20 protein-coding genes and 2 riboswitches are annotated in these 26,794 nt (G+C 47.7%); of the genes, 12 read left to right on the top strand and 8 right to left on the bottom strand.

The window, feature by feature from the left end:
* Positions 1-12 precede the first annotated feature (12 nt).
* The 5 genes from L6442_RS24525 to L6442_RS24505 form a co-directional block, all read right to left on the bottom strand.
* Positions 13-801, bottom strand: a complete 789-nt coding sequence (locus L6442_RS24525) for an ABC transporter permease (protein WP_194233348.1) — start codon at positions 799-801, stop codon at positions 13-15.
* A gap of 4 nt (positions 802-805) precedes the next feature.
* A complete protein-coding gene (locus L6442_RS24520) occupies positions 806-1,627 on the bottom strand; it encodes an ABC transporter permease (protein WP_212976894.1) in 822 nt (273 codons plus the stop codon).
* Between the two features lie 51 nt (positions 1,628-1,678).
* A complete protein-coding gene (locus L6442_RS24515) occupies positions 1,679-2,611 on the bottom strand; it encodes a nucleoside hydrolase (protein ID WP_212976893.1) in 933 nt (310 codons plus the stop codon).
* 163 nt (positions 2,612-2,774) lie between these two features.
* Positions 2,775-3,824, bottom strand: a complete 1,050-nt coding sequence (locus L6442_RS24510) for an ABC transporter substrate-binding protein (protein ID WP_212977164.1) — start codon at positions 3,822-3,824, stop codon at positions 2,775-2,777.
* A 219-nt stretch (positions 3,825-4,043) separates the two neighbouring features.
* Positions 4,044-4,391, bottom strand: a complete 348-nt coding sequence (locus L6442_RS24505) for a DUF2294 domain-containing protein (protein WP_212976892.1) — start codon at positions 4,389-4,391, stop codon at positions 4,044-4,046.
* Positions 4,392-4,711: 320 nt separating this feature from the next.
* Here L6442_RS24505 and L6442_RS24500 point away from each other — a divergent pair, with 320 nt between their 5' ends.
* The 5 genes from L6442_RS24500 (at position 4,712) to L6442_RS24480 (ending at position 10,088) form a co-directional block, all read left to right on the top strand.
* Positions 4,712-4,918, top strand: a complete 207-nt coding sequence (locus L6442_RS24500) for a hypothetical protein (protein ID WP_212976891.1) — start codon at positions 4,712-4,714, stop codon at positions 4,916-4,918.
* A 53-nt stretch (positions 4,919-4,971) separates the two neighbouring features.
* Positions 4,972-5,904, top strand: coding sequence for an ABC transporter permease (locus tag L6442_RS24495; protein ID WP_212976890.1), 933 nt, complete (start codon positions 4,972-4,974; stop codon positions 5,902-5,904).
* An 11-nt stretch (positions 5,905-5,915) separates the two neighbouring features.
* The gene (locus L6442_RS24490; protein ID WP_212976889.1) at positions 5,916-6,824 is read left to right on the top strand and encodes a carbohydrate ABC transporter permease; all 909 of its coding nucleotides are present in this window, start codon (positions 5,916-5,918) and stop codon (positions 6,822-6,824) included.
* A 205-nt stretch (positions 6,825-7,029) separates the two neighbouring features.
* A complete protein-coding gene (locus L6442_RS24485; RefSeq protein WP_212976888.1) occupies positions 7,030-8,682 on the top strand; it encodes an extracellular solute-binding protein in 1,653 nt (550 codons plus the stop codon).
* Positions 8,683-8,795: 113 nt separating this feature from the next.
* Positions 8,796-10,088 (top strand): hypothetical protein, encoded by a 1,293-nt coding sequence (locus tag L6442_RS24480; RefSeq protein WP_212976887.1) that lies wholly within the window; start codon positions 8,796-8,798, stop codon positions 10,086-10,088.
* Here the strand turns inward: L6442_RS24480 and L6442_RS24475 are convergent.
* Entirely contained in the window at positions 9,983-11,926 is a 1,944-nt protein-coding gene (locus L6442_RS24475) for an IS1182 family transposase (RefSeq protein ID WP_237100067.1), read from the bottom strand. The two genes, L6442_RS24480 and L6442_RS24475, sit on opposite strands and share 106 nt — an antisense overlap.
* Positions 11,927-11,982: 56 nt before the next feature.
* Here L6442_RS24475 and L6442_RS24470 point away from each other — a divergent pair, with 56 nt between their 5' ends.
* Entirely contained in the window at positions 11,983-12,930 is a 948-nt protein-coding gene (locus tag L6442_RS24470; protein ID WP_237100066.1) for a helix-turn-helix transcriptional regulator, read from the top strand.
* 136 nt (positions 12,931-13,066) lie between these two features.
* On the opposite strand, the gene L6442_RS24465 is transcribed toward L6442_RS24470, so the two are convergent.
* Together L6442_RS24465 and L6442_RS24460 are read right to left on the bottom strand one after the other, a co-directional pair.
* Positions 13,067-15,265, bottom strand: a complete 2,199-nt coding sequence (locus tag L6442_RS24465; RefSeq protein WP_212981249.1) for an AraC family transcriptional regulator — start codon at positions 15,263-15,265, stop codon at positions 13,067-13,069.
* Between the two features lie 148 nt (positions 15,266-15,413).
* Positions 15,414-15,752 carry a hypothetical protein gene (locus L6442_RS24460; protein WP_212981248.1) on the bottom strand — a complete coding sequence of 113 codons (339 nt, stop codon included), beginning with the start codon at positions 15,750-15,752 and terminating at the stop codon, positions 15,414-15,416.
* Between the two features lie 390 nt (positions 15,753-16,142).
* Positions 16,143-16,344, top strand: a riboswitch (cyclic di-AMP (ydaO/yuaA leader).
* A gap of 71 nt (positions 16,345-16,415) precedes the next feature.
* Positions 16,416-16,577: riboswitch (cyclic di-AMP (ydaO/yuaA leader) on the top strand.
* 155 nt (positions 16,578-16,732) lie between these two features.
* On the opposite strand from L6442_RS24460, the gene L6442_RS24455 reads away from it, so the two are divergent.
* The 6 genes from L6442_RS24455 (at position 16,733) to L6442_RS24430 (ending at position 26,615) form a co-directional block, all read left to right on the top strand.
* Entirely contained in the window at positions 16,733-17,554 is an 822-nt protein-coding gene (locus L6442_RS24455; protein ID WP_212981247.1) for an alpha/beta fold hydrolase, read from the top strand.
* Between the two features lie 71 nt (positions 17,555-17,625).
* Positions 17,626-19,065 carry an AcpB/EbpR/MafR family transcriptional regulator gene (locus L6442_RS24450; RefSeq protein WP_212981246.1) on the top strand — a complete coding sequence of 480 codons (1,440 nt, stop codon included), beginning with the start codon at positions 17,626-17,628 and terminating at the stop codon, positions 19,063-19,065.
* A 132-nt stretch (positions 19,066-19,197) separates the two neighbouring features.
* The gene (gene deoD, locus L6442_RS24445) at positions 19,198-19,908 is read left to right on the top strand and encodes a purine-nucleoside phosphorylase (RefSeq protein WP_212981245.1); all 711 of its coding nucleotides are present in this window, start codon (positions 19,198-19,200) and stop codon (positions 19,906-19,908) included.
* A 54-nt stretch (positions 19,909-19,962) separates the two neighbouring features.
* Positions 19,963-21,144 carry a NupC/NupG family nucleoside CNT transporter gene (locus tag L6442_RS24440; RefSeq protein WP_212981244.1) on the top strand — a complete coding sequence of 394 codons (1,182 nt, stop codon included), beginning with the start codon at positions 19,963-19,965 and terminating at the stop codon, positions 21,142-21,144.
* Positions 21,145-21,940: 796 nt separating this feature from the next.
* A complete protein-coding gene (locus L6442_RS24435) occupies positions 21,941-23,998 on the top strand; it encodes a HelD family protein (protein ID WP_237100065.1) in 2,058 nt (685 codons plus the stop codon).
* 208 nt (positions 23,999-24,206) lie between these two features.
* Positions 24,207-26,615, top strand: a complete 2,409-nt coding sequence (locus tag L6442_RS24430) for a penicillin acylase family protein (RefSeq protein ID WP_212981242.1) — start codon at positions 24,207-24,209, stop codon at positions 26,613-26,615.
* The last annotated feature ends 179 nt before the right edge of the window (positions 26,616-26,794 follow it).

Below are 26,794 nucleotides of genomic sequence, written 5' to 3'. Positions count from 1 at the left end.
TTATGCCTCCATTTATTGTTTGGTGAAGTAGGTGAGTCCGAGCAGTCTTTCGATCACAAACATGAATCCTGCCGTAATCAGCATCAGCAGCACCGAGATGGCCGCGATGGTCGGGTCAAAATAGTTCTCCACGTAAGTAAGCATTTGAATCGGCAGCGTACTGACGCCAGGGCCGGTCATAAATAAAGAGATATCGACGTTGTTGAACGATTCCAAAAACGCCAGCAGCACCGAAGCGATAATGCCGGACTTGATATTTGGAAGGACGACCTTGAAGAAGGCGGCAAGGCGGCTTGAACCTAGACTCAGCGCCGCTTCTTCGACCGCAAAATCGAATCCCGCCAGGCTTGAACCGATGACGCGGATAATAAACGGCAGCATGATGACGGTATGTCCGATCAAGAGCGCCGCATACACGGGAATATGAAAGGCGATGACAACATATTTCAGCAAGGTGAAGCCAAGGACGATCCCCGGAATCAACAGGGGGGACAAAAATATTGCGTTTAACGTTTCCTTGCCCCGGAAAGATGCGCGGTTCAGCGCATAAGCAGCCGGAATACCGAGCAGGATTGCGATTAAATTACCCAGCAGCGAGACAAAAATCGATGTTTTGAATGTGCTCATAAACATCTCGACGTCAAAAATGTTTTGGTACCACCGCAGCGAAAATCCGGTCGGCGGAAATTTCAGCACCGTTCCTGGCTCAAAGGAGGTCACTGCGATAATCACAAGCGGCCCGAGCAGAAACAAATAAACGATAAAGGTAAACAGGGCAAGCCCAGGATTTTTGTTCTTCATGGTTCTACTCCTTCGGTTTGAATTTGGCCGCCGCTTTGTTCATCAGTCCAATGACGATAAAGGTAATGATCATCATGATCGTGGCGATGGCCGAAGCCGCCTGCCAATCATTAAGCGTGATCGCATTCTGGTACAGGAATGTCGCAACGACGCGTTTTTTGCCTCCCAAGAGGGCTGGAGTCGTATATGCGGTCAGACTGCCGACGAATACGAGAATACTGCCGACGATGAGCCCCGGAATGCTGAGCGGGAAAATGATTTTGCGGAAAGCGGTCAGCTTGGAAGCACCCAAACTTTGAGCCGCCCGCACCAAATCATGATCGATGGACTCCATCACGCCGACAAGCGTAATGAGTATCAGCGGCAGGAACAAATGGACAAGCCCGATGATCATCGCCACAGGCGTGTATAGAATGCTGAGCGGTTCATGAATGATGCCGAAAGCCGTCAGCAGATTGTTTACCAGACCGTTTTTACCGAGGATGATCATCCAGCTGAAGGAGCGGACGACCGAACTCGTTAATAGTGGGAAAATCGCGAGTGCAAGCATGATGCCTTTTTTGCGCGGCGACAGCTTGGATAAATAATAAGCGACCGGAAAACCGATCAAAATGCACAGCAAGGTGGTCATGACGCTGACGAGCAGGGTTGTGCCCAGAATATCAAGGAAATACGAGTCCTTGAAAAATTGCGTGTATATCCCGATTGAGAAGCCGCCATCCTTGAACAGGGTCGAGCCGACCGTGAGGATCAGCGGAATGATCATGAACAACGTCAGAAACAGCAAACCGGGTGCAAGCAGCAGGTACAAGTATCGCTTTTTCATGAATTGCAATCTCCTGTTTTATTAAAGTACGTGTTGAACGACCTTTTAAAGTCAACCGTGCAGGACGGCGATGAAACGGTTTATAAATTCATCCGAGTCGACCTTTAGACATACATCGGCGTTAGGCTCCCGCTGTAGGCGGTTCTGAAAATCGCAAACCGTTTGTCCGTCGCACAGCTCGCTTCGTGTCTCCACATCGACGGAATACCGTGTAGTTTCCACCAATTCCGGCCAGATTGCGGCGCCGACGGCCAGCGGATCATGCATGGCGCATGCCTCGACGCCATTGCGTTCGAAATAGCGCTGCATATAATCCGCCGTACTCTTGCGGACATAATCGGCAATTTCCGACGACCCCAGGGCGTCGATATGCTTGTTTGTCAGCAGGGCCTTGCGGGTCACGTCGAGGCCGACCATGACCAGACGCGGGAAACCGGCCCGGAGAACAAGCTGCGCTGCCTCCGGATCGACGTGCATGTTGTATTCGGCTACGGGCGTAATGTTGCCGTAGGTTTGAACGGCGCCGCCCATCAGGATGACTTCCTTCAGTTCATGGATAAGCGAAGGATGTTTGGCCAGGGCAAGCGCAACATTGGTCAACGGACCGGTGGCAATCAGCGTGACTTCCCCGGGAAAACGTTTGGCCTGTTCAATGATAAAATCAGGTCCAAACATGTCGCGGTTGACGCGGTCCGTGGGGAGCATATCGGCCAGAGCTCCGCCAAGTCCGTCCTGTCCATGAACCCGATGCTCGAACAGCCTGTCCCGCATAAGCGGGCGGGATGCCCCCGGGTATACGGAAATGGAAGGTTCGGCGCTGATGAGATCGAGTATTTTGCATGTATTATTCGTTGCCGTCTCAAGCGATACATTGCCGTTGACCGTTGTAATTCCGAGCACATCAAGCTCGCCGCTGCGCATCGCCAGCATGATGCCAAGCGCGTCATCGATGCCTGTATCTACATCCAATATGGCTTTTCTCACGTTGATTCCCCTTTCTAAGTAGTGGAACGGATGCCGTGGCAGTCTTTCCGCCCGAAGAACAAAAGCAGGGGCAAGCAGCCCCTGCCTAGCTTTTAACATCCGGGGTCCCCGCAAAGTAATCGGAATAAGCTTCAAAGGTTACACGTCACTTTGTGGGGTTATTTTAGCGGGTAACTTCACGATTGAAGCGGTCTGTCCATGTTTTCAGCTGGCTGTTCACAAACGCCATATCCAGCTTTTGCAGCTTTTCAACGACATCCGCACCGTAAGTTACGCCTTTGGCTTCCTCATCCGTCAGTTTTACGTCTTTGTTCGCCGGCGAGTCGACTTTGGCTTTCGCCGCTTTTTCCTGAACCTCTTGGCTTAGCTGCCAATCGATAAATTCTTCGGCCAGTTCCTTGTTTTTGCTTCCTTTCACAACGTTAAGCGTATTGATGATGGAATAAGCGCCTTCTTTCGGGGTAACGAATTCGATGCCCGGATCCGCCTTTTGCAGATCGCTGAGATACATTTGCATGATCGGCCCGGCTGCCGCTTCGCCTTGGGTGAACATGTTCACGAATTCGGAGGTTTTGCTGTAGTATTTCACAACGCTTGGATTCAGCGCAGTTAATTTTTCAAATGCTTTATCTTCATTAAAATCGGCGCTTCCGGCAGTTTTGGATGCGGCATCGACCATCATCGGACCGCTGGTGGACGTAATGCTCGGCATTGTCAGTTTGCCTTTGAGCTCAGGTTTCCACAGATCGCTCCAGGATTCGATTTTCGTCCCGGCTGCTTTTGGGTCATACGCGATGCCGAGCTGGCCGACCGTATAGGCAGGACCGTAATCCTCGCCGTTTGGCGCCTTGGCGATATCATAAATATGGTCCAGGTTCTTTAAATGACTGCGGTCAATTTTTTCAAAAGCACCAGCTTCGATGCCTTGCTGCGCGTAGTAATCCGACAGGTAGATCACATCGACATCGGAACTTCCCTGCATGATTTTGCTCAGGCGATCGGCGTTGTTGCCCGTTTCCAGGACGATTTTTACATTGTGTGCTTTTTCGAAAGGTGCGTAAACTTCTTTATTATAGAAGTCTTCTGCGAAGCCCCAGGTCGAAATGACCAACTTTTGCTGTTTGCCGTTCGAAGAATCCCCGTCAGCGCTTTTCCCTTCACCGTTGTTGCTTCCGCATCCGGCTAGTACGAGCGCGGAAAGACTGCAAGCCATGAGACCTTTAATCCATGTTTTTTTCACAATGATTCACTCCTGTATTTGTTTTGGTTTGAAAACATTTATTGGCTTTTGAGAAAAAGAAAAGCGCCCTAGGTAGAAGAAAATCTCTAACTAGAGCACTTATTCATTGTAAACAAAGAATAACCGCATCTGCCTTTTGTTTTAGGTACGGACAGTCCTTAAGATGAAATCAAAAGGAAAGCGCCGTAAGAGTTATGAATCGGTTTTTAAAATGATGTTCGTGACAGCCCACTGCGTGGCTGGATCGTAATCCCGAAGAAGCACTTCGATCTGAAGTCCAAGTTCATCTTCAAGCCGGGATTTCAGCTTTTTCTTGTAAATCATCGACATGTAGAAGTCGACTTCATATTTCAAAGCCGGAACCTCGCCTTCCAGAGCAGTGGAGCGGGGGGAACGACGATGTCTGGCATATAATGCGATTCCCTCGGGATGTACGCTTGTCTTCAATAAAGAAGTTCCAAAGCCGAACAACTCCTTGGACACATCATTATATACCTGGCTCAACTTTTGCTTAAATTCATTGGAATCGGTATGAACCATTGGTCACCTTCAAACTTTCAATGATTTTGATGATGAGGAGTTCACGCAGGATCTATAATACATAAAAAACATTGTTTTTGCAAGTTATTGTTCGGATTTTGAACAAATAATATCGTGCTTTTTATCTGTTTATCGTTAAAAGAAGACTAATTTACGAACTTTCCATGCGATGGAAGCTATGGATTAGGATTTTTGGGCATTCCGAAGGGAAAAATGTTCTTTGGGATCGTTTGGGTGGCTTTATACTTCCGAAAACATGGAGGGAAAGGTAGAAATGAGGCCTAAAACGAGAAGAAAACGAGTCGAAAAGTGGATAATAAATGGAAAACAAATGGGATTGGACAGGGAAATCATCCGCATTAAATGCAATCGCTTACATACGGAAAAATAATTTTGTAATCGTTGAAAACCCAGTAATGGCGCGGCTTCCTGGCTTTGGACAACCTGGATCTCAAGCCCTGAGAAAATATTGCGAACCCGATCAAAAAATGTTGCTTGCCTTTCAAAACGGGCCGCGACTATCATGAAGATGCGGAACGGGCCCAAAAATGACCGCAAACGCTAGTGAAAGGGGAAGATCATGAAAGCGATCAGTCAACAGGGAAAACGCCGAACATTTCACTTGCGTGAAAATGCTCAGCTTTACCTGATAATGCTTCCCGTCCTACTCCATATTTTGATTTTTAGTTACGTTCCGATGTACGGAATTATCATCGCGTTTCAGGATTATTACCCGGGAAAACCTTTCTTCTCATTAACTGAAACAAACTGGGTAGGATTTAAACATTTCATCGATTTTTTTAACGGACCGTATTTTGGAAGATTGATACGCAACACTTTTTTGCTTAGCTTTTATTTCTTGTTGTTCGGCTTCTGGGTGCCGATTTTGTTCTCGCTATTGATGAACGAACTGAGACATCGCGTTTATAAAAAGTTCGTGCAGACGGCCAGCTACTTGCCACACTTCATTTCGAACGTTGTCGTTGCGGGTATGGTGTTGTCCTTCATTAATGTGGACGGCATCGTCAATGTCATCATTAAGATGTTCGGCGGAACGCCTATTGCGTTGAACACGGAGCCGGCCTATTTTCCGGCGATTTATACGATCACGAGCATATGGAAATCGTTCGGCTGGAGCAGTATTTTGTATTTGGCGGCTATGTCCTCCGTTGATCCGCATTTGTATGAAGCAGCAAAAATGGACGGAGCCAACCGGTTCAAGCAAATGCTTCATATTTCGCTGCCATCCATTCGTCCGACCATCTTTATTTTGCTTATTTTCGCGATTGGCAACCTGCTTTCGGCGAACAGCGAGTTTATTTTGTTGATTTACAATCCGATGGTATATGAAACGGCGGATGTCATTGGCACCTATTTATACCGCGATGGCCTGCTTGGCGGCAATTTCAGCATGGGGACGGCAGTCGGACTGTTTATATCGATCATTAACTTCACGCTGCTGTATATCGCAAATACGCTAAGCCGTAAATATTCAGACTATGCCTTGTGGTAAGGGGGAGTACAATGGCCCAGGTCAGGAGAAATCCGAACAGGATCAGGGAAGGCTCTGTCGTGGTCGACATGATCCTTTACGCGATCGCGTTCGTTATCTGCTTAATTACGCTTTATCCGTTTTATTTCGTCATTATCATGTCAATCAGCTCGCCTCAAGAAGTGGCGGCAATGAACGTGTTTTGGTTTCCAAAAGGTTTTAATCTCAGTTCATATGAATTAATTGTAAAAGATACAAAAATGTGGTGGGCGTATTCCAATACTTTGATTTACGTCGGCGCCGGTACCATTTTGAATTGTTTGATGGCGGTATTGGGCGCTTACCCGCTAACCGTGCGAAAACTAAAGGGGAGAAAATGGGTGGTCGCGTTTCTGCTGATCCCCATGTATTTCGGAGGCGGATTAATTCCTTCCTACCTGCTTGTGAATAAGCTCGGATTGTACAATACGATGTTTGCGATTATTATACCGGGGATGGTCAGTATCTGGAACATTATCCTTGTCCGGACGTTTTTTACAACGATTCCGGATGGGCTGAAGGAATCCGCTTTTATCGACGGCGCTTCCCATTTGCAGCTGTTGTTTAAGATCATCATACCCATCTCCAAACCAATTCTTGCGGTAATTGCCATATATTCGATTGTCGGTATCTGGAACAGTTGGTTTGATTCACTCGTGTATTTGCCGAATGAGAAACTTCATCCGCTGCAAATGTATTTATACCGCGTTGTCGTTCAACAATCGGTGGATTTGAAGATGTTATCGCTGGAAGATACCAAAAATGCGGTGGCAAACATGTTGTCCAATATTCAATTGAAATACGCGATCATCGTGTTTACAACGCTGCCTGTTATTTTCACGTATCCATTTTTCCAAAAGCATTTCATCAAAGGAGCGCTTCTTGGTTCCTTGAAAGAGTAGTTTTCTTGAAGAGGACAAAACGTTATCAACATCATCGCGTTTCGTCCTGACTTGATAAGAAAAGCTTACATCAAAGTGAAAGCGATTTCTTGTAATGGCAAGTATCGGGCTGGCAAGTAAAGGCTATCTATCTCACACGTGGTTTGGCATTAATGAAAGAACTCCGAATTTCCGGTTTTAACATTTTTGAGGGGGAATCTGAAACATGAAACGTTGGAAAAGATCATTGATGTCCATGGTGGCTGCGGTTCTCGTGATCGGGTCTGTCACGGCATGCGGCAGCGGAAGCTCCAGTAACGGCGGCGGAACCAAAAAGGAAGAGGCCGGCGGTACGGCTTCAACCGATAAACAAACAAGCAAACTTAAGTTGCTTGGTCCGCAAGGTTCGAATAAATACATCAAATTCGATGATAGAGATAAATATCCGGTATGGAAAGAAGTCGATAAAATGTTCACCGATGCCGGCTTGGATCTGGAATATGAGATGGTTCCGGCCGAGCAATACAAAGTAGTCATCCAAACCAGAATGGCGTCCGGATCTTCTCTTCCCGACATCGTGAACATTTCGGCTTTGGATAACACAACGGTGCTGAATTTGGCAAAGCAGGGGGTTCTGCTTGATCTGAATCCGCTGATCGAGAAGTACAGCAACGGCAACATTAAAAAAATGTACAACGAAGAATTTCCGTTTGCCAAAAAATCGACCACATCGCCTGACGACAAAATGTACTGGTTCAGCGATCTTCACAAAAAAACATACCAGGGAAATACGCCGGCTCCGGTTTCTTTAACCATGTTGATCCGCAAAGACTGGCTGGATAAACTGAATCTTCCGGTTCCAACGAATGCGCAGGAATATTTGGAGACGTTAAAAGCGTTCAGAGACAAGGATGCCAATGGTAGTGGCAAAAAAGACGAAGTTCTCGTTTACGACCCAAGTTTGTTTAGCGGCGCTATCGCTCAATGGTTTGGGCTGGGCACAGATATTACGGCGGTGGATGTAGAGAACAAAAAGGTGGTTTCCCCATGGTATCAAGATGGGATCAAGGATTACTTCCGCTATCTGCAGCAGTTAGTAAAAGAAGGCGTTCTCGATACGAGTCTGATCGGGGCGACAGGGGAGCAAAAGCAGCAAAAAATGACGGAAAACCAGGTTGCTTCCTTAACCGACTACAATCTGGAATCGTACCAGGAGCCGACGATCAAAGGCGGTGGTGAATTCCTTCCGCTCATGCCGCTCAAAGCGGTTGACAATATCACTCCGGCAGCACAATTGGAACCACCGTTCCTTGTGTGGCAGAAATATGCAATTACCAAAGATTGCAAAGATCCGGAAGCAGCCATCAAGTTTTTCGATACGGTATACTCTGATAAGTACGCAGATCTTCTGTTTTGGGGAATTAAAGGACAAATGTACAAAGTTGACAGCAACGGGGCAAAAGTATATATCAACCAAGTATCGGAAGAAGAGTTGGCCAAAATGGGTCAAGCCACAGGTAGTCAGCTGTTTGGGGATACGGTTTTCCCACGCGTTCAATTTGCCAATCTCGAGTATGAGCTGTCCGGCGCGCCTAAAGAGAAAGCCGATCATGAGTTGAATATTTTGAATTATAAGCCGTATTTCGTCAACATGAACGACATCTATTTGGCCATCCCGGATGACAAACAGCTCGAAAAGAAAACAAAAATTTTGACCAACTTGACGACGTACTCGCAGGAGCTTGCGACCAAGCTTGCTCTTGGCCAAAAATCGCTTGATGATTGGGATCAATATATCTCTGAACTGAAGAAGCTCGGGCTTGATGAACTGTTGGAAATCAACCAGCAGCTGCTTGACAGATACAACGGCATCCAGTAACGAATCCACCTCGGGAAAATGGACGTTCTCCTCGGCATCATGGGGAGTTCGCCGTTTTCCCCCTTTTGCTTCATGATGTTTAAGTGGATTTCAAACCGAAGGAGGGGCGGCTTTTGCGACACGGAAGCTTTGGAAGCGGTACGTTTCGAAAGATTTTTTTGTCCTATACCGCGATTTTACTCATTCCCATCATCGTGTTCAGCACGTTGAATGTACAGCGGAACATCATGGAGGAACGGCAGCGGCTGCATGAGAAACACACCTCGGATGCCAATCGGATCGGAGCGGTTGTCGATAACAAATTAAATGAACTCAAAAATTTGGGCAAAGTGTTGAACGGTGAGTTATGGGTCCAGAAGATGATGCAAAATACGAATGTGTATGATGGCGAATTTGATTTGCTGAAGATGCTGGAAATTCGCAGAAACTTCGAAAATTCCATTAACTCTTTGAATGTACTCTCTTTCGGGATGATTATTTTTCCTGAGAAAGGGCGGATTTTTTCTTCATGGGGAATATACTCGGAAGATAACTTTTTTTCAGACATAGCGGTTTTCGATGACGAGACGCAGAAGATGATTCACAATACCATTCTTGAGCAGCAGTATTTCAAGGTGATGCCGCCGGCAACGATGAAGTTGTGGGGCAATAGCAAACGCGTCATTCCGATTTTTCAAAGCCTGGAAGTCGTGAATCATCCGCGGGCGGTGCTTGTTCTGTTTATTGACAGCGCTTACTTTTCGGATTATATGCGCCGCTTCGGCAGTATCGAATCCAAAGACATTTTAATTACGACCCATGGAGCGCCGATCTACAGGCAAACCCGAGCCGGGGCTGACGGGGAGCCTGAGAGTCTGCGCAGTTATGAACTTTTCGTACCTTCGAAGGAAAGCGATTTACAGTATAAAATGTCTTACTTCGATAACAGCGTCATTGGCATCGGCAATCTGTTTAGTTCGCTCCTGGCTATTATGATATCCGTCGCTATCGGCGCTTTGTCGGCATTTGTGCTGGCTAAGTTTACCTATCGCCCACTAGGTGCTTTATTGAGCAAACTTTCAGCCGCGATCCGTTATGATGACGACAAAAGCAGTCTGGTCTCGGGATCCGAATATAATTACATCGAAAAGTCGTTTGACCGGCTGCTGCATGAAAATGAGAAACTTCAACGATCCATGCAGGATTATGAAAATGCCGCTAAATCCAATTTGTTCCTGCGCCTGCTCAAAGGTTATTTTACGGATGATCAGCAGATGAACAGCTTGAAAAAATTCGGCATCGGCTATACCGATGAAATGCATTATAGTACGCTGCTGATCAGCTTCCACGCCATTCGCGATGTTTCCGATTTTGATCGGATCCGGAAAATCGAACTGATGGGGCTGTCCAATAAGTCCCCAAAATAAAAAGTTGGACGGGAAAACGTCATGTTTTCCGTCCAACTTTTTTTGTTCTGTCGCTTTTGCAGGAAAGTGGCTGAGCGGATGCCCGCCACCTTCAGTAGATTGTGGGCCAAAGCCACAATCCCAAATTCGGTGTGAACCTTCTCCATCCCTCGCAAGGAGAAGCGACGGAACGAGCGATTGCCCTTGATGTGACCGAATACGCTTTCTACCTCGACTTTACGCCGAGCATAGATCGCAGATCTCTCGTCATCCTCAAGGGCTTTCTTGGCCTTTGCTTTTAACTCTTCCCAGATTGTATTCCAGTGTACCTGGCGGTTCCCCTTGGCCTTGGTGCAGCTTGCCTTGAGTGGACAATCACTGCAATCTTCACATTCATAAATCTTAAAGCTTTGCTCCAGGCCAGACGCGTTTTTCTTCATTTGGTATTTCTTAAAGCGAACGTACTGGCCATTCGGGCAAATAAATCGGTCATCTTGCTCTTCATACGTCCAATTGGAGGCATGTCGGATGTCCTTCTTGTAGCGACGCGCTTTCTCTTTCATATAACTGCCGTAAGGAATGAGAAAATCAAAACGAGGCTCTTTTTCTTCGCCCACCGCATACAAGTAATTTTCCTCGCTGCCATAGCCTGCATCGGCAATCACCGTTTTCGGCATCGGCAAAGCAGACGCAGCCAATCGCTCCATATGGGGGATGAAGCAACGTGTATCTGTAGGTCGCTGATGAAGGCTGTAAAACAAAATGAACTGGTTTTCTGTCGCTATTTGCACATTGTAACCCGGTTTCAGTTGACCATTCTTCATGTGGTCTTCCTTCATCCGCATAAACGTGGCATCTGGATCAGTTTTGGAGTAGCTGTTGCGATTGCCAAAGCAGGCTTTCTGCTGCTCATACTTGGCGAGCCGCGGAAGAAAGTCCTCCCAAATTTGTTTCAGTGGCTGCTTCAGGGCACTGCGCTCTTTGCGTAAGGCTTTTCTCGCTCCGCTGTCGTTTGCCTGAGCCATTTGTTCGGTGAAATCCTCCACTTTTTCTTCCAGTAGGGCGGCTGCTTCTTCGAGTCTTACAGGAAGTTCATCCGGGGCTGCCGCCGCGTATTCGTCGGCTTCTTGCTGTGTGAGCGTATGAATATGCGCAAGGGTCGCCTGTACCTTTTCCTTGAGCTTCTCTTCAAAGTGAAGGGTGGATTTTTTCCACACAAAAGAATACTTGTTAGCATCAGCTTCGATCTTCGTGCCGTCTAAAAAGTAGTTCTCCATCGTGATGTAATTGTCTGCGATGAGCTTTTGGATCATTGTTTCAAACAGCTCGTCCATAAATGCTTTCATACGCACGCCACGGAAGTCGTTCAAGGTACGGAAGTCGGGCTGTTGCATCGCCGCCAGCCACATCGCCGGGAGGTTCTCTTGCAGCAGCTTTTCAATGCCTCGGCAAGAGTAAACCTTTTGCGAGTAACCGTAAAGGATCACCTTGAGCATCATTTTGGGATGGTAGGGACTGCGGCCTCCGCCTGTGTAGTGGGCAAACAGTTGCTGATCTGGAATGGATTCGATCATTTCATCAATGACATGTGCCACATGGTGGTCAGGAATGAATAGTTCCAAATTCAGAATCATCTGAGCTTGCTTGTTATCGTACGGCTTGAAGGTAGGGGCAAGATTTCGTTTAGGTATCACTTTTTCTTCCACATCCTCTAGAGGAAGTGTCACTTGCATGGTATACTGTTCGGTAGTAGTCGTTAGATTACGCAAAAAAATCGCCCTTTCCTGAGTTGGTTGTGTGGTAACTTCCATTCTACAAGAATTGGCGTTTTTTTTGTTCCTTTTTTTAACATCCAACAAAAACGGGGCGTCCAGCATCAGCTTTTACTGACTTTCTGGACAGCCCCGAGAAAGTCATGAACCGCCATGGTCTGGATTATGAGCTGTTTGAAGTGACCCATGCGGATAAAGCGCTGATTTTGTCTTCCGACGGCATCTTTGGACAGGATGGAATGATGGAACAAATTGCATCGGACATCGCGGAAGAGATCGATCAGACCTGCGGATTCCAGCCCTATGTTTTGTCCGGAACGGTCGAGAAGGGGCTTGTCGGCATCAGTAAGTCGTACTATGCGGCAAATGAAAGCCTGCAGTATATTTTATTCTCGCAGAGCCATCTTCCGGCCTTGCAGGAGGAAACCATTCCCAATATCGTCGACTATTATTATCCGACGGATTGGGAGGTCCAACTGATCAATAATCTGAAGATCGGGAACCTGGATACATCGATGCAGATCCTGTATGAAATCAGCGCCGAAAACGGCAAACGGGACTTGGCCGAAGCAAGTATGATCAAGCTGGTTTCACTCTTGATGGAAACGATGCTGAGGGTGCTGCATGAGCTGAATCTCGATACGGGGATTTACGCGAAACAGTTCGCCAATAAAGCCAAGGGAGAGAATATCGGGGAAATGTGGAGCTACGTGTATGAAGTAGGGACGTTAATCTGCGAACGCAACCGGTATTCCAACACAACATCGACGATTGAAGTAGGCAGCCGGCTATTGGAGTATGTCAACGAAAATTATACAAGCGCCGATGTTTCGCTAAAACAGCTGGCTGAAATATTTCAGATGTCTGTCTCCAAGGCTTCCAAGATATTCAAGGAAGTTACCGGAATCAATTTCTATGATTATTTATGCCGGCTCCGTATGGAAATGGCGAAGGAATTGTTAAGAGAAAGAAGCTGCGGCATTGATGACATCGCCCGCCGGGTGGGCTACGAAAACGTATATTCTTTCAAACGCGCTTTTGCCAGATATGAAGGCATCAAACCGGATGAATATATGGATTCGGCGATGTGAGAGGATATTGAGACGATAATAGGCCAGCCATAACGTATGGTTGGCCTATTTTGTGATGGCGAAAGAGGGCTGATCCATTAAGCAATGTACAAGTCGTTTCTTTTATTTTAACGTATGGCATCGACATCAAGGGAATTCAGCCGCTCGCTTCATCGATCTGCTGATAACGATATTGGGCTGGCGTCATCCCGGTCGCTTTCTTGAAGGCGGTAAAAAAATGGCTCTTCGTCTGAAATCCGGCCTGCTGCGCAATCTCGGCAACGCTCATATCCGTTTGTTGAAGCAATTCCTTCACCTTTTCGATCCGCATATTCAAAATATAATTGGATAATGACATCCCGTAATGGTCCAGAAACAGCTGACGCGAGTATTTGGCCGAAAGTTCGATGTGATCGGCGATGCTCTCGACAGACAGTCTTGGATCGTGAATGTGATATCGAATATACTCAATCATTTCCTCAACGATTTTTCCTTTGCGGTTTAAGCTTTTCTGGTCGCCAAGCAGGGAGATGATCCGGGAAATCTCTTTTTTCATCCACATGTGGATGTCTTCGAGCTTTGCGAATTTTTTTAGATGATTTTCAATTCCCTTTACGTTATGTACGGTAGTAAGTTTGCTAAATGATTTGACGAAGGAGAAGAACATTAATTTTAATTGGAATTGACATTCGGAATAATTCATCGCTTGCAGCCGGACAAACCATTGTTCCAGCCAATGAAAGGACTGCTCCTCCTTGCCGCTGCGAATCGACTGAATAAGGAGGTCCAGCAGGGTATCATCCGGTTGATATTGCAAATCCGCGTAGCGCTCATATTCTTGTTCCGTATAAATTTTGTCGTCACCGCTGATGAATTTGAACAACGTCAATTCGCATAAGTCATCGTATACGGCGCGCAGATCATCGCGAACATGCCTTGCCGTACTGTATGCCACGGTTATGTTGAGCTGAATATACCTGTTTACCATGCGGCTGAGCTGGCTCAAATCCTCCATCATGTCATCTGCTTGATCGGCTATGCCAATAAGGAGGAGCAGGTGGTCGCCGCCGAAATCGACAACTTCGATTGCGCGATCCTTACTGATAAGTACTTCTTCCGCAATGTTGCCAATGGCGTATTTCAACAGTCTCTGGGAGGCAAAATCATAACGCTCTGCGGTTTCGTAGAAAGCATCGATTTTGACAACGGCCAGCCGTATCCATTCGTATTGGAGTATTTTTGATTCACGTGAAAGAGCCTCGCGTGCGCTGTTCCCCAGCCTGCCTTGCAATATCCACCGCCGTAAAAATTCCGTTTTGATAAGCGGGGAATGATCCCGCAATAAAACGACGCTTTGCCGAATCGCATCGATATCGCTTTTGGCATGAATGCCAAGCTTGCCATGGATTTGAGCCGCAAGGATCCGGAAAGGCTTGAAGAAGAAATGTGAATTCCAAAGTACTGCGACCAGCAGCAAGATGAGGAGCAGAATTGAGCACAATACAATCGTCTGTTGGAAAGAGGTAACCTGCTTACGGAATTGTTTCATGCCGGACAGGGAATAAATCGTCCAATCCTGAGTATCTAAATCGGCATAGTTCACGTATAAAGTCTGCTCATCTGCTTTTAGTTCGAAGGAACCTTTCTTGGCATCTGTTCTCGAACGCATCACGCCAGCCATGATCCTATCGTCCGCCTGGCCTAGAATCGTTTGCCCGGAACGGTCCATGAGTGTCACTTGATAATCTTTCGCGCCTTTCTCTGAACCTTCCCCTGAAATGAGATAGTTCTGCAATACTTGTGGATTTAACAGCACAACCAAATATCCATAGTGCTCCTTTTCCACATAGGAGGACGGGAATACCAATGATATATATGACTTCCCTCCGGTCTCATAGTGGGAATACCGTAATAAGAACGGGCCTTTCTGTTTAACACGCTTCAATATCGTCTGATCCGAAAACTCGTCGAATGAAAGAAGACCAACTTTGGAATCCATTACTTTTTCCCGGCGCATATTAAATAAGTAAGCGCCTTCAAAAAAGGATTCTTTGGATAAATATTTTGACAAGGTCTGCAGGGCTGCGGCATCAAGCAAGGGATCATCCCCGAGGGAGTATATCCAGTTCTGAAGGGTCTGATCTTCATATATGTTCAAACCGTACCACTTCAGTTTAGCCAGGATGAATTCCGTACGGTCTAATGTTTCTTCAATTCTGTCCCTGTTGATATATCCGAGCTGGGAGGAGGCATAATCCGAGAATCGCTGAATCAGAAATAATGAAAACGGGATGATAATGATGGTAATTAAGATGCAGCTCCATAAAAAAATACGCAGATATGTCGATTTGAACATATGAAAATGCCGCCCCCTCTTAATTATCCCAAGGAAAGTGTTTTTATTTTTAAATTCTATGATATCTAATCACGTTGTTTCTGCCTAGTTCTTATTTGCCTATTCGGGTTCTCAATCGTCTTTTCATCGGGAGTATTCCTTACCGGCTCTAACGTTTTAAGGGGCAACTTTGGGAGGGGGAAATAAAAAAGAAGCCGCCGCCAGCGAAGAATCGAAGATTCTTACGGCTAGTAACGGGGCTTTGTGTTAGACAGCAGTCATAGCAAGAAGATGCTAACCATACGGACGTAGTCTCCACCTGATAATCTACCCCTTTAAATCCTAGAGAGGTCAATGCCTGATTCACCATTCCTTCGGATGAGCTGAACATCGTCTGCACCATCATGCTAACGACCAGCCAAGAAATGAAGTATGGCAAAAAGACAAATGACTGTGCCGTCTTCTTGAACCATTTAACCGCGACTTCATTGAGCAGCACCGAGAGCATGATTGCCGTCCCCAAACCGAACACAAGAAACAGCCCATTCAGAAATACGGTGTTCCATGTGACACGAAGCCAGTCATTGGTCGAAAAGAAGAACTCGAAGTTTCTCCATCCTACTCATTCGCTGCCAAACAGGCCTTCTGAAAGCCGGTAATTCTGAAAGGCGAGCAAATGTCCCTGTATCCGCTTCTGTAGGGGGCCGCTCATCAAGTGTTATGCGGAACATAAATCAAGTAAACGGAAGCTTTCGGTTGTAAATGAATGATTGAGTAAGTTCAGTGACCGGAAACCGGCAATAGCCTTAAAAAAGGCCATGAATTCTATCATAACCATCCTTTACAGTTTGCCGGCTCAGGCGTATAGTCAACTCATTATGAAGTATCTTCGCTTCATGAATGAATTGCGCTGAATTTTCAATTGCGAAAAGCGGGGGAACCACAATCAGCATTGGCATGGCATTCCGATCATACGGAATGAAGCCGCTGCTAGGGGTGAATCGGAAGAAGAGGCGGTTTAATATCGGCTTCCAATCCGCAGGGCAACTCTCACTGCCCGAATCCGACAGCTAACCTCGTAAGCGTCGCTATGAGAGAGGAGTGAAACTGTGAGTTGTCAACGAACACAGGGTACCTGCTCTGTGTTTTTCTGTGCGGAAAATTGAATGGATGTCTAAGATCGCTGAATTTCCGTTCCGACGGAAAACGGGGGAACCGGCCGTGATGATCAATCATTCGTCACATGGGGTGAATCTCGAAAAAGCATTCGAGTAGGGCTACTCTTGGGTCCGAATCCGTCAGCTAACCTCGTAAGCGTTAGAAGAGAGGCTGCTTTTTATACATGCAATGCAAGGTTTATTTGCCTTGCCTCAAGAAGCATGGAAAGAGAGTTCCTCTTTCCCGTGCTTCTTTTTTTGCTGTTTTCGGATTTAGTTCTGGATTAAAGAAGGCATCGTCAGATAATGCATAATGGAGAGGAGAAGGAAGTTGCCTAATATAGAAGTGAACGGAACAACGCTGTATTATGAGACGCATGGCAGCGGCGTGCCCATTGTTTTTATTCATGGACATCTTTCATCTCATCATATGTTTGAGCCTCAAGTGGAGTATTTCAGCAAAAGAGCCAAAGTCATCGTGCTTGATTTGAGGGGATACGGAAATTCGGGGAAGTTAAACGTGGAAGTGGAAGAGATCGTCAAGACGCAATGCGAGGATTTAAACGAATTAATGGATAAACTGGATATCCCGAAAGTGACCCTTGTCGGCTGCTCGAGCGGAAGTTTGCTTGTGCAAAAGTTTGCGGCCTCTTACCCGGACAGGGTAAATGCGCTTGTGCTGGTGGACAGTTATTTCTACGGTCCATGCGGTCCTTTTGGCACCAAAAGCAGCCTGTGGAAAATCCTCGAGGCATGCAGCTGGCTTTCCTATTATCTGCCTGCGGAATTTTTCCTCCGCTCGCTCCGCGTGACATACCACCGCTGGATTCCGGCTTACAGTATTTTACGGAATGAGCTGTTTCATAAACGGCCTACCGAATCGATCAAGCAGCGGATGGCTTTGCTGAAGGTCCATACGGATCCGGGTTCAACGCGGCTGAAAATGCCGATATTATGCGTAGCGGGCAGACAAAGCGAATGGTTTGTGAACCAGATGAACAAGGCGGTAGAGTGGTTCTCCTGCGCACAGAAGGCGGTCATTGAAGACGCGATCTATCCAAGTCATTTATGTCAGCCGATTGAGTTCAACCGTATTTTGCTTAATTTTTTGATTGACCAGCGTATTTACCGGATGGAGCAGCCTTCGGGCTGAATATGGCCTTCGCTGGCTAGAATATTGAGGTACCGCTTGGCCTGGCGGAAGCAACGGGTAAAGGTGATGACATGAATAAAGAATATATGCAGCTGAAATCGCTGCTGAAGCTGCTGGACCGGGAGGAGCGGTGGTTTACGTTTGCCGAGGTGGAAAAAGAGCTGGGGTTATCCGGCAAGTCCGTCCGCAAAATCGTCGAAGCGGCCCTTCACCTCCTGCCCCCGTCCATGCATATCGAGGTATCGAGGGGGAGGGGCATCATTTTCCGCCGGGACCGTTACGGCACGAGCATTCAGGAAGTTTTGGAACCGCTGCTTCGGGAGACGCCTTATTTCCGCCTGATGCAGCTTTTGTTCGTAAACAACGGAAACGCCTCTGCGGAAGAGGTGGCGGAAGAGCTCTACATGAGTTTTTCCTCGTTCAAAAAATGGATTATTCATCTAAACCGGGATGAGCTGCGTCCGTTTCAGCTTCGGATTACGTACTCCTCGCCGACGCTTAAAGGTAATGAAATTCATGTCCGCTATTTTTTCTGGAAACTGTTTACCGAGGCTTATCCGTATACCGGATGGCCTTTTTCGAATGCCGATTTTGACCGGCTGAACGGCTTAGTGGCGGAAATCGAGCGGGAAAAAGGAGTGATCTACTTTTTGAATTCCAAGCGCAGCCTGTCGTTTCTGATCGCTATTGTGCTCGAAAGAGTCAAACAGGGACATCGGGTTGCGCTCAAAAACGGCAGCTATGCCTGGGATCAAAACGCGTTTTACGGCCCCGTCGTAAAACTGTCGGAGAAGCTTACTCAGCTTTACGGCGTCGTTTTGCCTCAGGATGAGGTCTATTTTTTGCAGTCGATGTTCAACCTCAGCCAATACCATGACAAGGACGGATTGAATATTTTCGAGGAAAAAGCGCCTCCTTCGGAAGGTGGGGATCGTGAAGAGAACCGTATGTCCGGCTTGCTTATCGCTGTATTGGCTGAAGCCTTTCCGGCGCTGAACTTAGGACCGCGGTTTTTGGCCGAAATCCGGGAATTTGTGGACAAGCTGCGGATCGATAACGCCATTCCCGAACTGATGGCCGTTTCGCACAGCCATCTGACTGCGTATATCCAGGAGAAAGAGCAGTCCATTTTTGCGTCCGTAACCGATTGTATGCAGCATTGGCAGCGGAGCTTCCCAGATATGATTTACAATGACTATCATTTGACCAAGCTTACGTTTATTATCAGTTCCAGCCTTCGTTATAAAAGCAAAAAGGCATTTTTGATTATCGGCGAGGAGTTTTCGGTGCGGCATTACGTCGCGAACTTGATCAAAAGGGAAATTGGCGACGATTTGACGATCGAAACTTCGATTTTGCATGGGCTGACCGATGATATCATCAAGCAGCATCAGATCGACTTCGTGATCAGCACGATGCCCGTATCCTTAACGAGCGTGCCAACGGTCATCATTTCCACGATCCCGACGAAAAGGGACCTGGAAAATATCCGGCAGGAGTTGATGGCGTAACAGCATGGTCCTTTTTCTTCCGTATCCAACGGCAGCAATTGGACTAGTTTCGGCCCCGGATTCCCTTTAAGATAACTACTGTAAGCGATAACAAATCATCGCTCGCCAGTTTAATCAAGGGGGAAATGCAACATGAGTATTCATCTGGGGGCCAAAGCCGGAGACGTTGCGGAACGGGTTCTGCTGCCGGGCGATCCGCTCCGCGCCAAATTCGTGGCCGAACATTTTCTGGAGGACGTTCGGTGTTACAACGAGGTTAGAGGGATGTACGGCTTTACCGGGTTATATAAAGGAATTCCGGTGTCCGTTCAGGGGACGGGAATGGGAAATCCGTCGATAAGCATTTACGTCACGGAGCTGATCAAAGATTACGGGGCGAAGAAGCTGATCCGGATCGGTACATGCGGCGCGATGCAGAAGGAGCTACAAATCCGGGATATCGTGCTCGCGCAGGCGGTTTCCTCGGACAGCAACATGACAGAAAAGATTTTTCTCGGCTGCAATTATGCGCCATCCGCCGATTTCGGCCTGCTGATGCAAGCGTATCAAGAGTCCGTTCGCCGCAGCGCAAACGTATTTGTAGGGAATGTGTATAATTCCGACGAGTTTTACAGAGAGACGCTGGCAAGACTTCATAAATTTATGGAATTCGGGGTTCTGGCCGTTGAGATGGAAAGCACGGCGCTGTATACGCTGGCTGCCAAATACGGAGTGAGGGCATTGTCCATCCTGACAGTAGGAAGTCAACTGCTGACAAATGAACGTTCTGAGCATAAAGACAGCGAGCAGTCCTTTAATCAGATGGCGGAAATCGCGCTCGACACCATCATAGCGGATGTATAGGGCTTTGAATCCAGAAATATTGTGAATTTGTTCACGAAAATGGAGGGAGACATCATGAAATATGTGGTCGCTCTGATTGGACTTGCCGTGATTCTTGCGCTTGCCTGGCTCGTCAGCTCGGATAAAAAGAATATCAAATTCCGGCCGATCGTCATCATGATTGCGCTGCAGATCGTGCTTGGGCTGATTTTGCTGAAAACAAGCATCGGGGAGTTCCTGGTTAGAGGTTTTGCCGACGGTTTTGCAAAAATTTTGAACTTTGCCAATGAAGGCACTGATTTTGTATTTGGCGGCATCGTCAACGAAGGTGTCCATTCGTTTTTCTTCCACGTGCTGATGCCGATCGTGTTCATGTCGGTGCTCATCGGAATTTTGCAGCATTATAAAATACTGCCGTTTATCATTAAATACATCGGTCTTGCGCTCAGCAAGGTCAACGGAATGGGCAAGCTGGAGTCGTATAACGCTGTAGCTTCCGCCATTCTCGGACAAAACGAAGTGTTCATTTCCTTTAAAAAGCAAATCGGCCTGCTGCCGCGGCAGCGGTTGTATACGCTGTGCGCGTCCGCGATGTCGACCGTATCGATGTCGATCGTCGGTTCGTACATGACCATGCTCAAACCGGAGTACGTCGTGGCCGCGCTGGTCTTGAACCTGTTCGGCGGGTTTATTATTTCTTCGATTGTAAACCCTTACAAGGTGCAACCGGAAGATGATATTCTCGAAGTGAAGGAAGAGAGGAAGCAAACTTTTTTCGAAATGCTTGGCGAATATATTATGGATGGCTTTAAAGTGGTCGTCATCGTCGGCGTGATGCTGGTCGGTTTCGTGGCCCTGATCTCCATGATCAACGGCATTTTCAGCGGTGTGTTCGGCATTTCATTCCAAAACATTCTCGGTTACGCGCTTGCTCCGTTCGCCTTTCTTATGGGCGTTCCATGGCATGAAGCGATTAAGGCCGGCAGCATAATGGCCACGAAAATCGTGGCGAACGAGTTTGTCGCAATGCTCGATTTCGTGAAGATTCAAGGGGACTTCAGCGAACGCACCAAAGCGATTGTGTCGGTTTTTCTGATCTCCTTCGCAAATTTCGGTTCAATCGGCACGATCGTCGGCGCCGTGAAAGGCCTGAACGAAAAGCAGGGCAACGTGGTTGCCGGATTCGGGCTGAAGCTTTTGTACGGGGCGGCATTGGTGAGCTTTTTGTCGGCGACGATTATCGGCATTGTGTTTTAAATTAGTCCAGTATTAATTTAGTTTTTAACGTAGTTTGGTGTAGCCGCTGCGGTTACGGATCGATCTTCCGATCACTGCCTGGCTTCAAAATTATTGGATTTTATTTCTGCTCAATAAGAAATTAGTTCTTGATATGATGCGAAGTTGACCGCTGCGGTTACGGATCGATCTTCCGATCGCTTCGGTCTTCAAAATAATTGGATTTTATTTCGGCTCAATAAGAAATTAGTTCTTGATATGATGCAAAGTTGACCGCTACAGTTACGGATCGATCTTCCGATCGCTGTTGTCTCCAAATTTCTTTGATTAAATATTCCATAAAGGTAGAAATTCGGAGACAAAGGCGACCGCTGCGCTTCTTCAGATCGATTCCGTCCCCTCCGCTACTTTCGCTTCTCTTCAAATACTAATTATGATGGTTGAGCCTTTATTTCTAAAAAGAATAATTTCGGAGACAGCCTATGCTTCGAAGCGATTCCGTCCCTTGCTACCTCACTTCTTTTGAAAACTAAATATATGGAGAAGCATTCATTTCAAAACCCTGGCAGCAACGAAACTCGTCGCCGCCAGGGTTTTGTGTGTATAAGGGGTGGGAAAACCCGTCCGAGAAAGCAAAAAAACCAGATCTACTGGTCACAGCAGTCTGGTTTTATATGTAACATTCGACATAATTCGAATCACTATTTTTGGACCCACGATAAAAATATAATACTACAGCCGAAAGAATAAGTCTATATTTTTTTTAGTTTTTATCTATACTTAAATGCATTCTAAAGAGGAGGAGAGGCGAGGCAAATTGTTATACGAAAGCGAAACGGCGGAACAGGAACATTTACGGGACATTGTAAAGAAGCTTCAGGCGGCACTTACGGCAATAGAGGACAAGGTGTCGGATTCCTACCGGGACGTTATCGAAGCCAAAAAATATCTTTGGGTGAATATGGCGCAGCTGGACCCGGCGGAACGCGCGGCAAACCGGGTGGATATTTCGTTATCGATTGATGCGGGCGAAAAAGCCGTTGCCAAGCGGCAGCGGATCAGCAAGCTGGTAAGTTCGCCTTATTTTGGCCGAGTGGATTTCAAGGCGTTGGATCATGCCGAGGCGGATGCCTGCTATATTGGCGTACATGCATTCAGCGAGGAGGAAAGCCAGCGCAACCTGATTTACGATTGGCGTTCGCCCATTGCGAGTCTGTTTTACGATTTCCATGTGGGGGAAGCCCACTACGAGGCCCCGATGGGCAGAATGAAGGGCAAAATAACCACGAAAAGGCAGTACAAGATCAGGGACGGAATCATGGACTACATGATCGAAAGCTCGATGAACATCAACGACGACGTGCTGCAAAAAGAGCTCAGCAGCAGCTCGGACGAAAAGATGAAAAACATCGTGGCGACCATCCAGCAGGAGCAAAACCGGATCATCCGCAATGAAACCGCGGGCGAGTTAATCATCCAAGGCGTGGCAGGTTCCGGCAAAACCTCGGTTGCTCTGCACCGGGTCGCTTATTTGCTGTATCGGTTCAAAGAAACGCTGACCTCCGGTAATGTGCTGATCATATCGCCCAATAAGGTGTTTTCCGATTATATTTCGAACGTGCTGCCCGAGCTTGGCGAAGAGATGATCATGGAAGCAAGCATGGAGGAACTCGCCGCCCAGGAACTCGGCAGCATCTGCAAATTCCAGACGTTTTATGAACAGGCGGCGGTTTTGCTGGAGGATCGGGATGAGGCATTCGCCAAACGGATCCGGTACAAAGCCCGTTTGGACTTGATTGGGGAATTGGAATCTTTTGCGAAACATGCGGAAACGCATTATTTCGAGCCTGAGGATATCATGCTGGAGCAGGCTGCGATTTCTAGGAAGGCTATTCTGGACAGCTACCAAGCGACGGCGGGAATGCCCCTGGAGCAGCGCTTGGCTAAAACCGCGGCGGTCATCGGCGGTCAAAGCCGGACCGAAGACGGGGAGCGGCTAAAGCCCGCCGCAATTAAAAAAATCAAAACGGCCGTCAAAAAAATGTTCAAAATTCCTTCCATGTTAAACCTGTACAAAGAATTTTACAATTTTATCGGCAGACCGGAGATGTATAAGCCCATCGCGAAAAACATAATCGAGTTTGCGGATGTTTTTCCGCTTATTTATTTGAAAATTCTAATCGAGGGCGCGGAGCCGGTGCAGCTTGTTAAACATCTCCTGGTCGACGAAATGCAGGATTATACGCCCGTGCAGTATGCGGTGCTGGCCAAACGTTTCCCGTGCAAAAAAACGATTCTCGGCGACGCTTCCCAATCGGTGAACCCGTATTCCTCGACTTCCCTTACCGCAATCAAGGAGGTTTTCCCCCGGGCCGAATCGATGGAGCTGTTAAAAAGCTACCGATCCACTTTTGAAATCACGAATTTTGCCCTGCGGATCAAGCCGAATCAAGAACTGGTTCCCATCGAACGGCATGGGGACGTACCGCAGGTTATAAGATACGGCAGTCTAAAGGAGGAACTCGACGGAATCCGCGAATTATGCCGCCAATTTTTGAATTCGAAGCTTCATTCTCTCGGCATCGTCTGCAAAACCAAAACCCAGGCGGAGCAAATCGTTCATGCGATCAAAGAGCTGCATGCGGATGTGCATTTGCTGGATTTTACCAGCGAGGTTTTCCATGAAGGCATTACGGTTACCTTTGCGCATATGGCCAAAGGACTTGAGTTCGATCAGGTGATTGTCCCGTTTGCGGACCGCGAAACATACCAAACGGAGCTGGACCGGAGCCTGCTGTATGTCGCCTGCACAAGGGCGATGCATTCCCTCTATTTGACTTATTCGGATGAAATTGCGCCATTTTTGCACGTTTAATATCAGAGAAGAAACAGCTTTCAAAGCCAGGCCGTGAGCCATCGGTTTTCCGGTGGCTTGCGGCTTGATTTTTATCCGTAAGCGGCGAACATCGAATAACGAATTCCTTAATATAATAATGAATGGGTATTCATCTTGTTTGTAAGCGCTTAACACCCTATAATGGATGATAATCCATAAATATCCAAAGGTCTGGAGGGGGTCCCACATGAAGCTTTTGGCCGCAGTGACCGTTCCGAGCGTCAAACGGCGCAAGAAACGCTGGCCGCGAGTTACCGGAATCATTGTATTGGTTTTGGTGCTTTTGATTGCCTGCGCAGGTGGATACGCGTATTGGTTCGTGAATAAAAGTCTGCCTGTCGTTCAGGGAGAACTCAACATTTCCGGGCTAGAAAAGGAAGTTGCGGTATGGAGGGATGCTTCCGGCGTGCCGCATATTGAGGCGCAAAATGAACATGATCTCTACATGGCCCAAGGTTACGTAACGGCGCAGGACCGCATGTTCCAGATGGATTTGAGCCGCAGGCAGGCTTCCGGGCAGCTTAGTGAAGTGGTGGGGGCCAAGGCCATCGAGCGCGATAAATTTTTCCGCGCTTTCAGCTTGCGGCGGGCGGCGGAGGTTTCGCTTGACGCATATTCAAAGGAATCCAGACAGGTGCTGCAATGGTATGCGGATGGCGTCAACAATTACATTAAAGAAGCCAAAGCCGCCAGGTCGCTGCCTGTCGAATTTGCGATATTGGGGTATGAACCCGCGGAATGGGAGCCGGTAGATTCCTTGACGATTGGCAAATATATGGCCTATGATCTGGCAGGCAACTGGGAGGGGCAGGCCTTCAGGTATGCCATGGCGCAGAAGCTGTCGCCCGAGAAATTTCAGTCGCTTATGCCAACCTACCCGAAGGATGGGGCATTGATCATCCAGGCGCTGAAAGAACATCCGCTTGATCTGACGGCGCTGGCTGCCACCGCGGTTCCGCGTGACCCGTTTAACGGCAGCAACAACTGGGTCGTATCGGGAGAAAAATCGGCATCCGGCAAGCCAATGTTGGCGAATGACCCGCATCTGGGCATAAGTGCGCCGGCCATCTGGTATGAGACACATCTCTCGGCGCCGGAACTCAATGTGAGCGGCGTGATTTTTGCAGGCGTTCCGGGGATCATTCTCGGGCATAACGACACGATTGCCTGGGGCGTGACGAATCTGGGGCCGGACGTACAGGATCTCTATATCGAAAAAAGAAACCCGGATCATCCGAATCAATTCGAATATATGGGCAAATGGGAAGACGCCAAGGTTTATAAAGAGGAAATTAAGGTGAAAGGCGAAGCTCCCGTGCCGTATGAAGTTGTCGTGACCCGGCATGGGCCGATTATCTCCGAATTCGCGCATGACCAGCGGCAGGATACGGCGCTTGCGATGAAATGGACCGCCTTGGATGCAACGACGGAGCTCGAAGCGGTTCAGATGTTTGCAAAAGCGCGGAACTGGGAGGATTTCAAGCAGGCGCTGAAACATTTTGAAGCACCTGCGCAAAATTTTGTTTTTGTTTCCACGGACGGCACGATAGCCTACCGCGGGAACGGTCTGATTCCGATCCGCAAAAAAGGCGACGGTTCGGTTCCGGTACCGGGCTGGACCGATGAATATGAGTGGACGGGATATATCCCATGGGATGAACTGCCCACTACCGTGAATCCGAAGGAAGGATTTATCGCTACGGCGAACAATAAAGTGATCGGCGACGGCTATCCGTTTCATCTGACGGACAACTGGTCCCAGCCATACCGCGAAGCGCGTATCCAGCAGGTGCTGTCTGCCAAGGATAAACTGACCGTGGAGGATATGAAAAAACTTCAATTTGACCGCCATAACCTTCAGGCGGAAGAGTTTTTGGATGAACTGATTGCCAAGATCAAAGACTCGCCGGATTTGCGGCAGATCGACCGGGATACGCTTTCGCTTTTGCAAGACTGGAATAAAGTGAATGATCCGGAACAGGCTGCGCCGCTTGGCTATGAGCTGTGGATGCAGAGCTTTGACGATGTGTTGTTCAAAGCTGAAATCAACGCCGATATGATGGATCTGTTTAACAATAAATCCGTCGTAAAGGATGAAATGCTCCGCAGGGCGCTTCAAGGCGAGCGGGAGCCATGGGTCGACGAAAAAGGCGGAATCGAAAAGGTGGCGCTGCAGGCATTTCAGCTGGCTGTGGATCAAGCTGCTTCGCTGCAGGGCAAACATCCGGACAAATGGCGGTGGGGCAAGTTCCATCAGGTGGATTTCGCGCATCCTCTCGGCGCCGTGAATCCGCTGGATCTTATTTTCAACGCCAAGTCCGTTCCGATGGGCGGCGGCCGGGTCACCGTCGGGGCTGCAGGCTGGAATTCGGAGAGCGGCGAAGTAACTCATGGGGCGCCATGGCGAACGGTCATCGATATGGCCGATCCGGCCCGCTCGTTTAATGTGGTGGGACCCGGCCAATCCGGACATGTGCTGAGCAAATGGTATCATAACCAGGTGGATGACTGGACTACCGGGCAATACCATATCACGAGCACCGTCCCGAATGATTACCGGAAGGCTGGGAATGAGCTGAAATTAGTGCCGGAATGAGAGGGTTTTATACGAAAACCAATACTTCATACTTTGAAGCAGCCCCATGCGGGCTGTTTTTTTATATCCTGAATTGCCCGGTGTTTCTCCCCAATACAGCCTTCTCTAAATAAAACAAAAGGCTTATTTCCATTGAAGCTTCATTCCATACTGAGTGTTTCAGGCGGCTTATTTGCGTT

The organism is Paenibacillus azoreducens, assembly GCF_021654775.1.
Classification (GTDB): domain Bacteria; phylum Bacillota; class Bacilli; order Paenibacillales; family Paenibacillaceae; genus Paenibacillus_AQ; species Paenibacillus_AQ azoreducens.
This window is presented reverse-complemented; position numbering and strand designations above follow the sequence as displayed.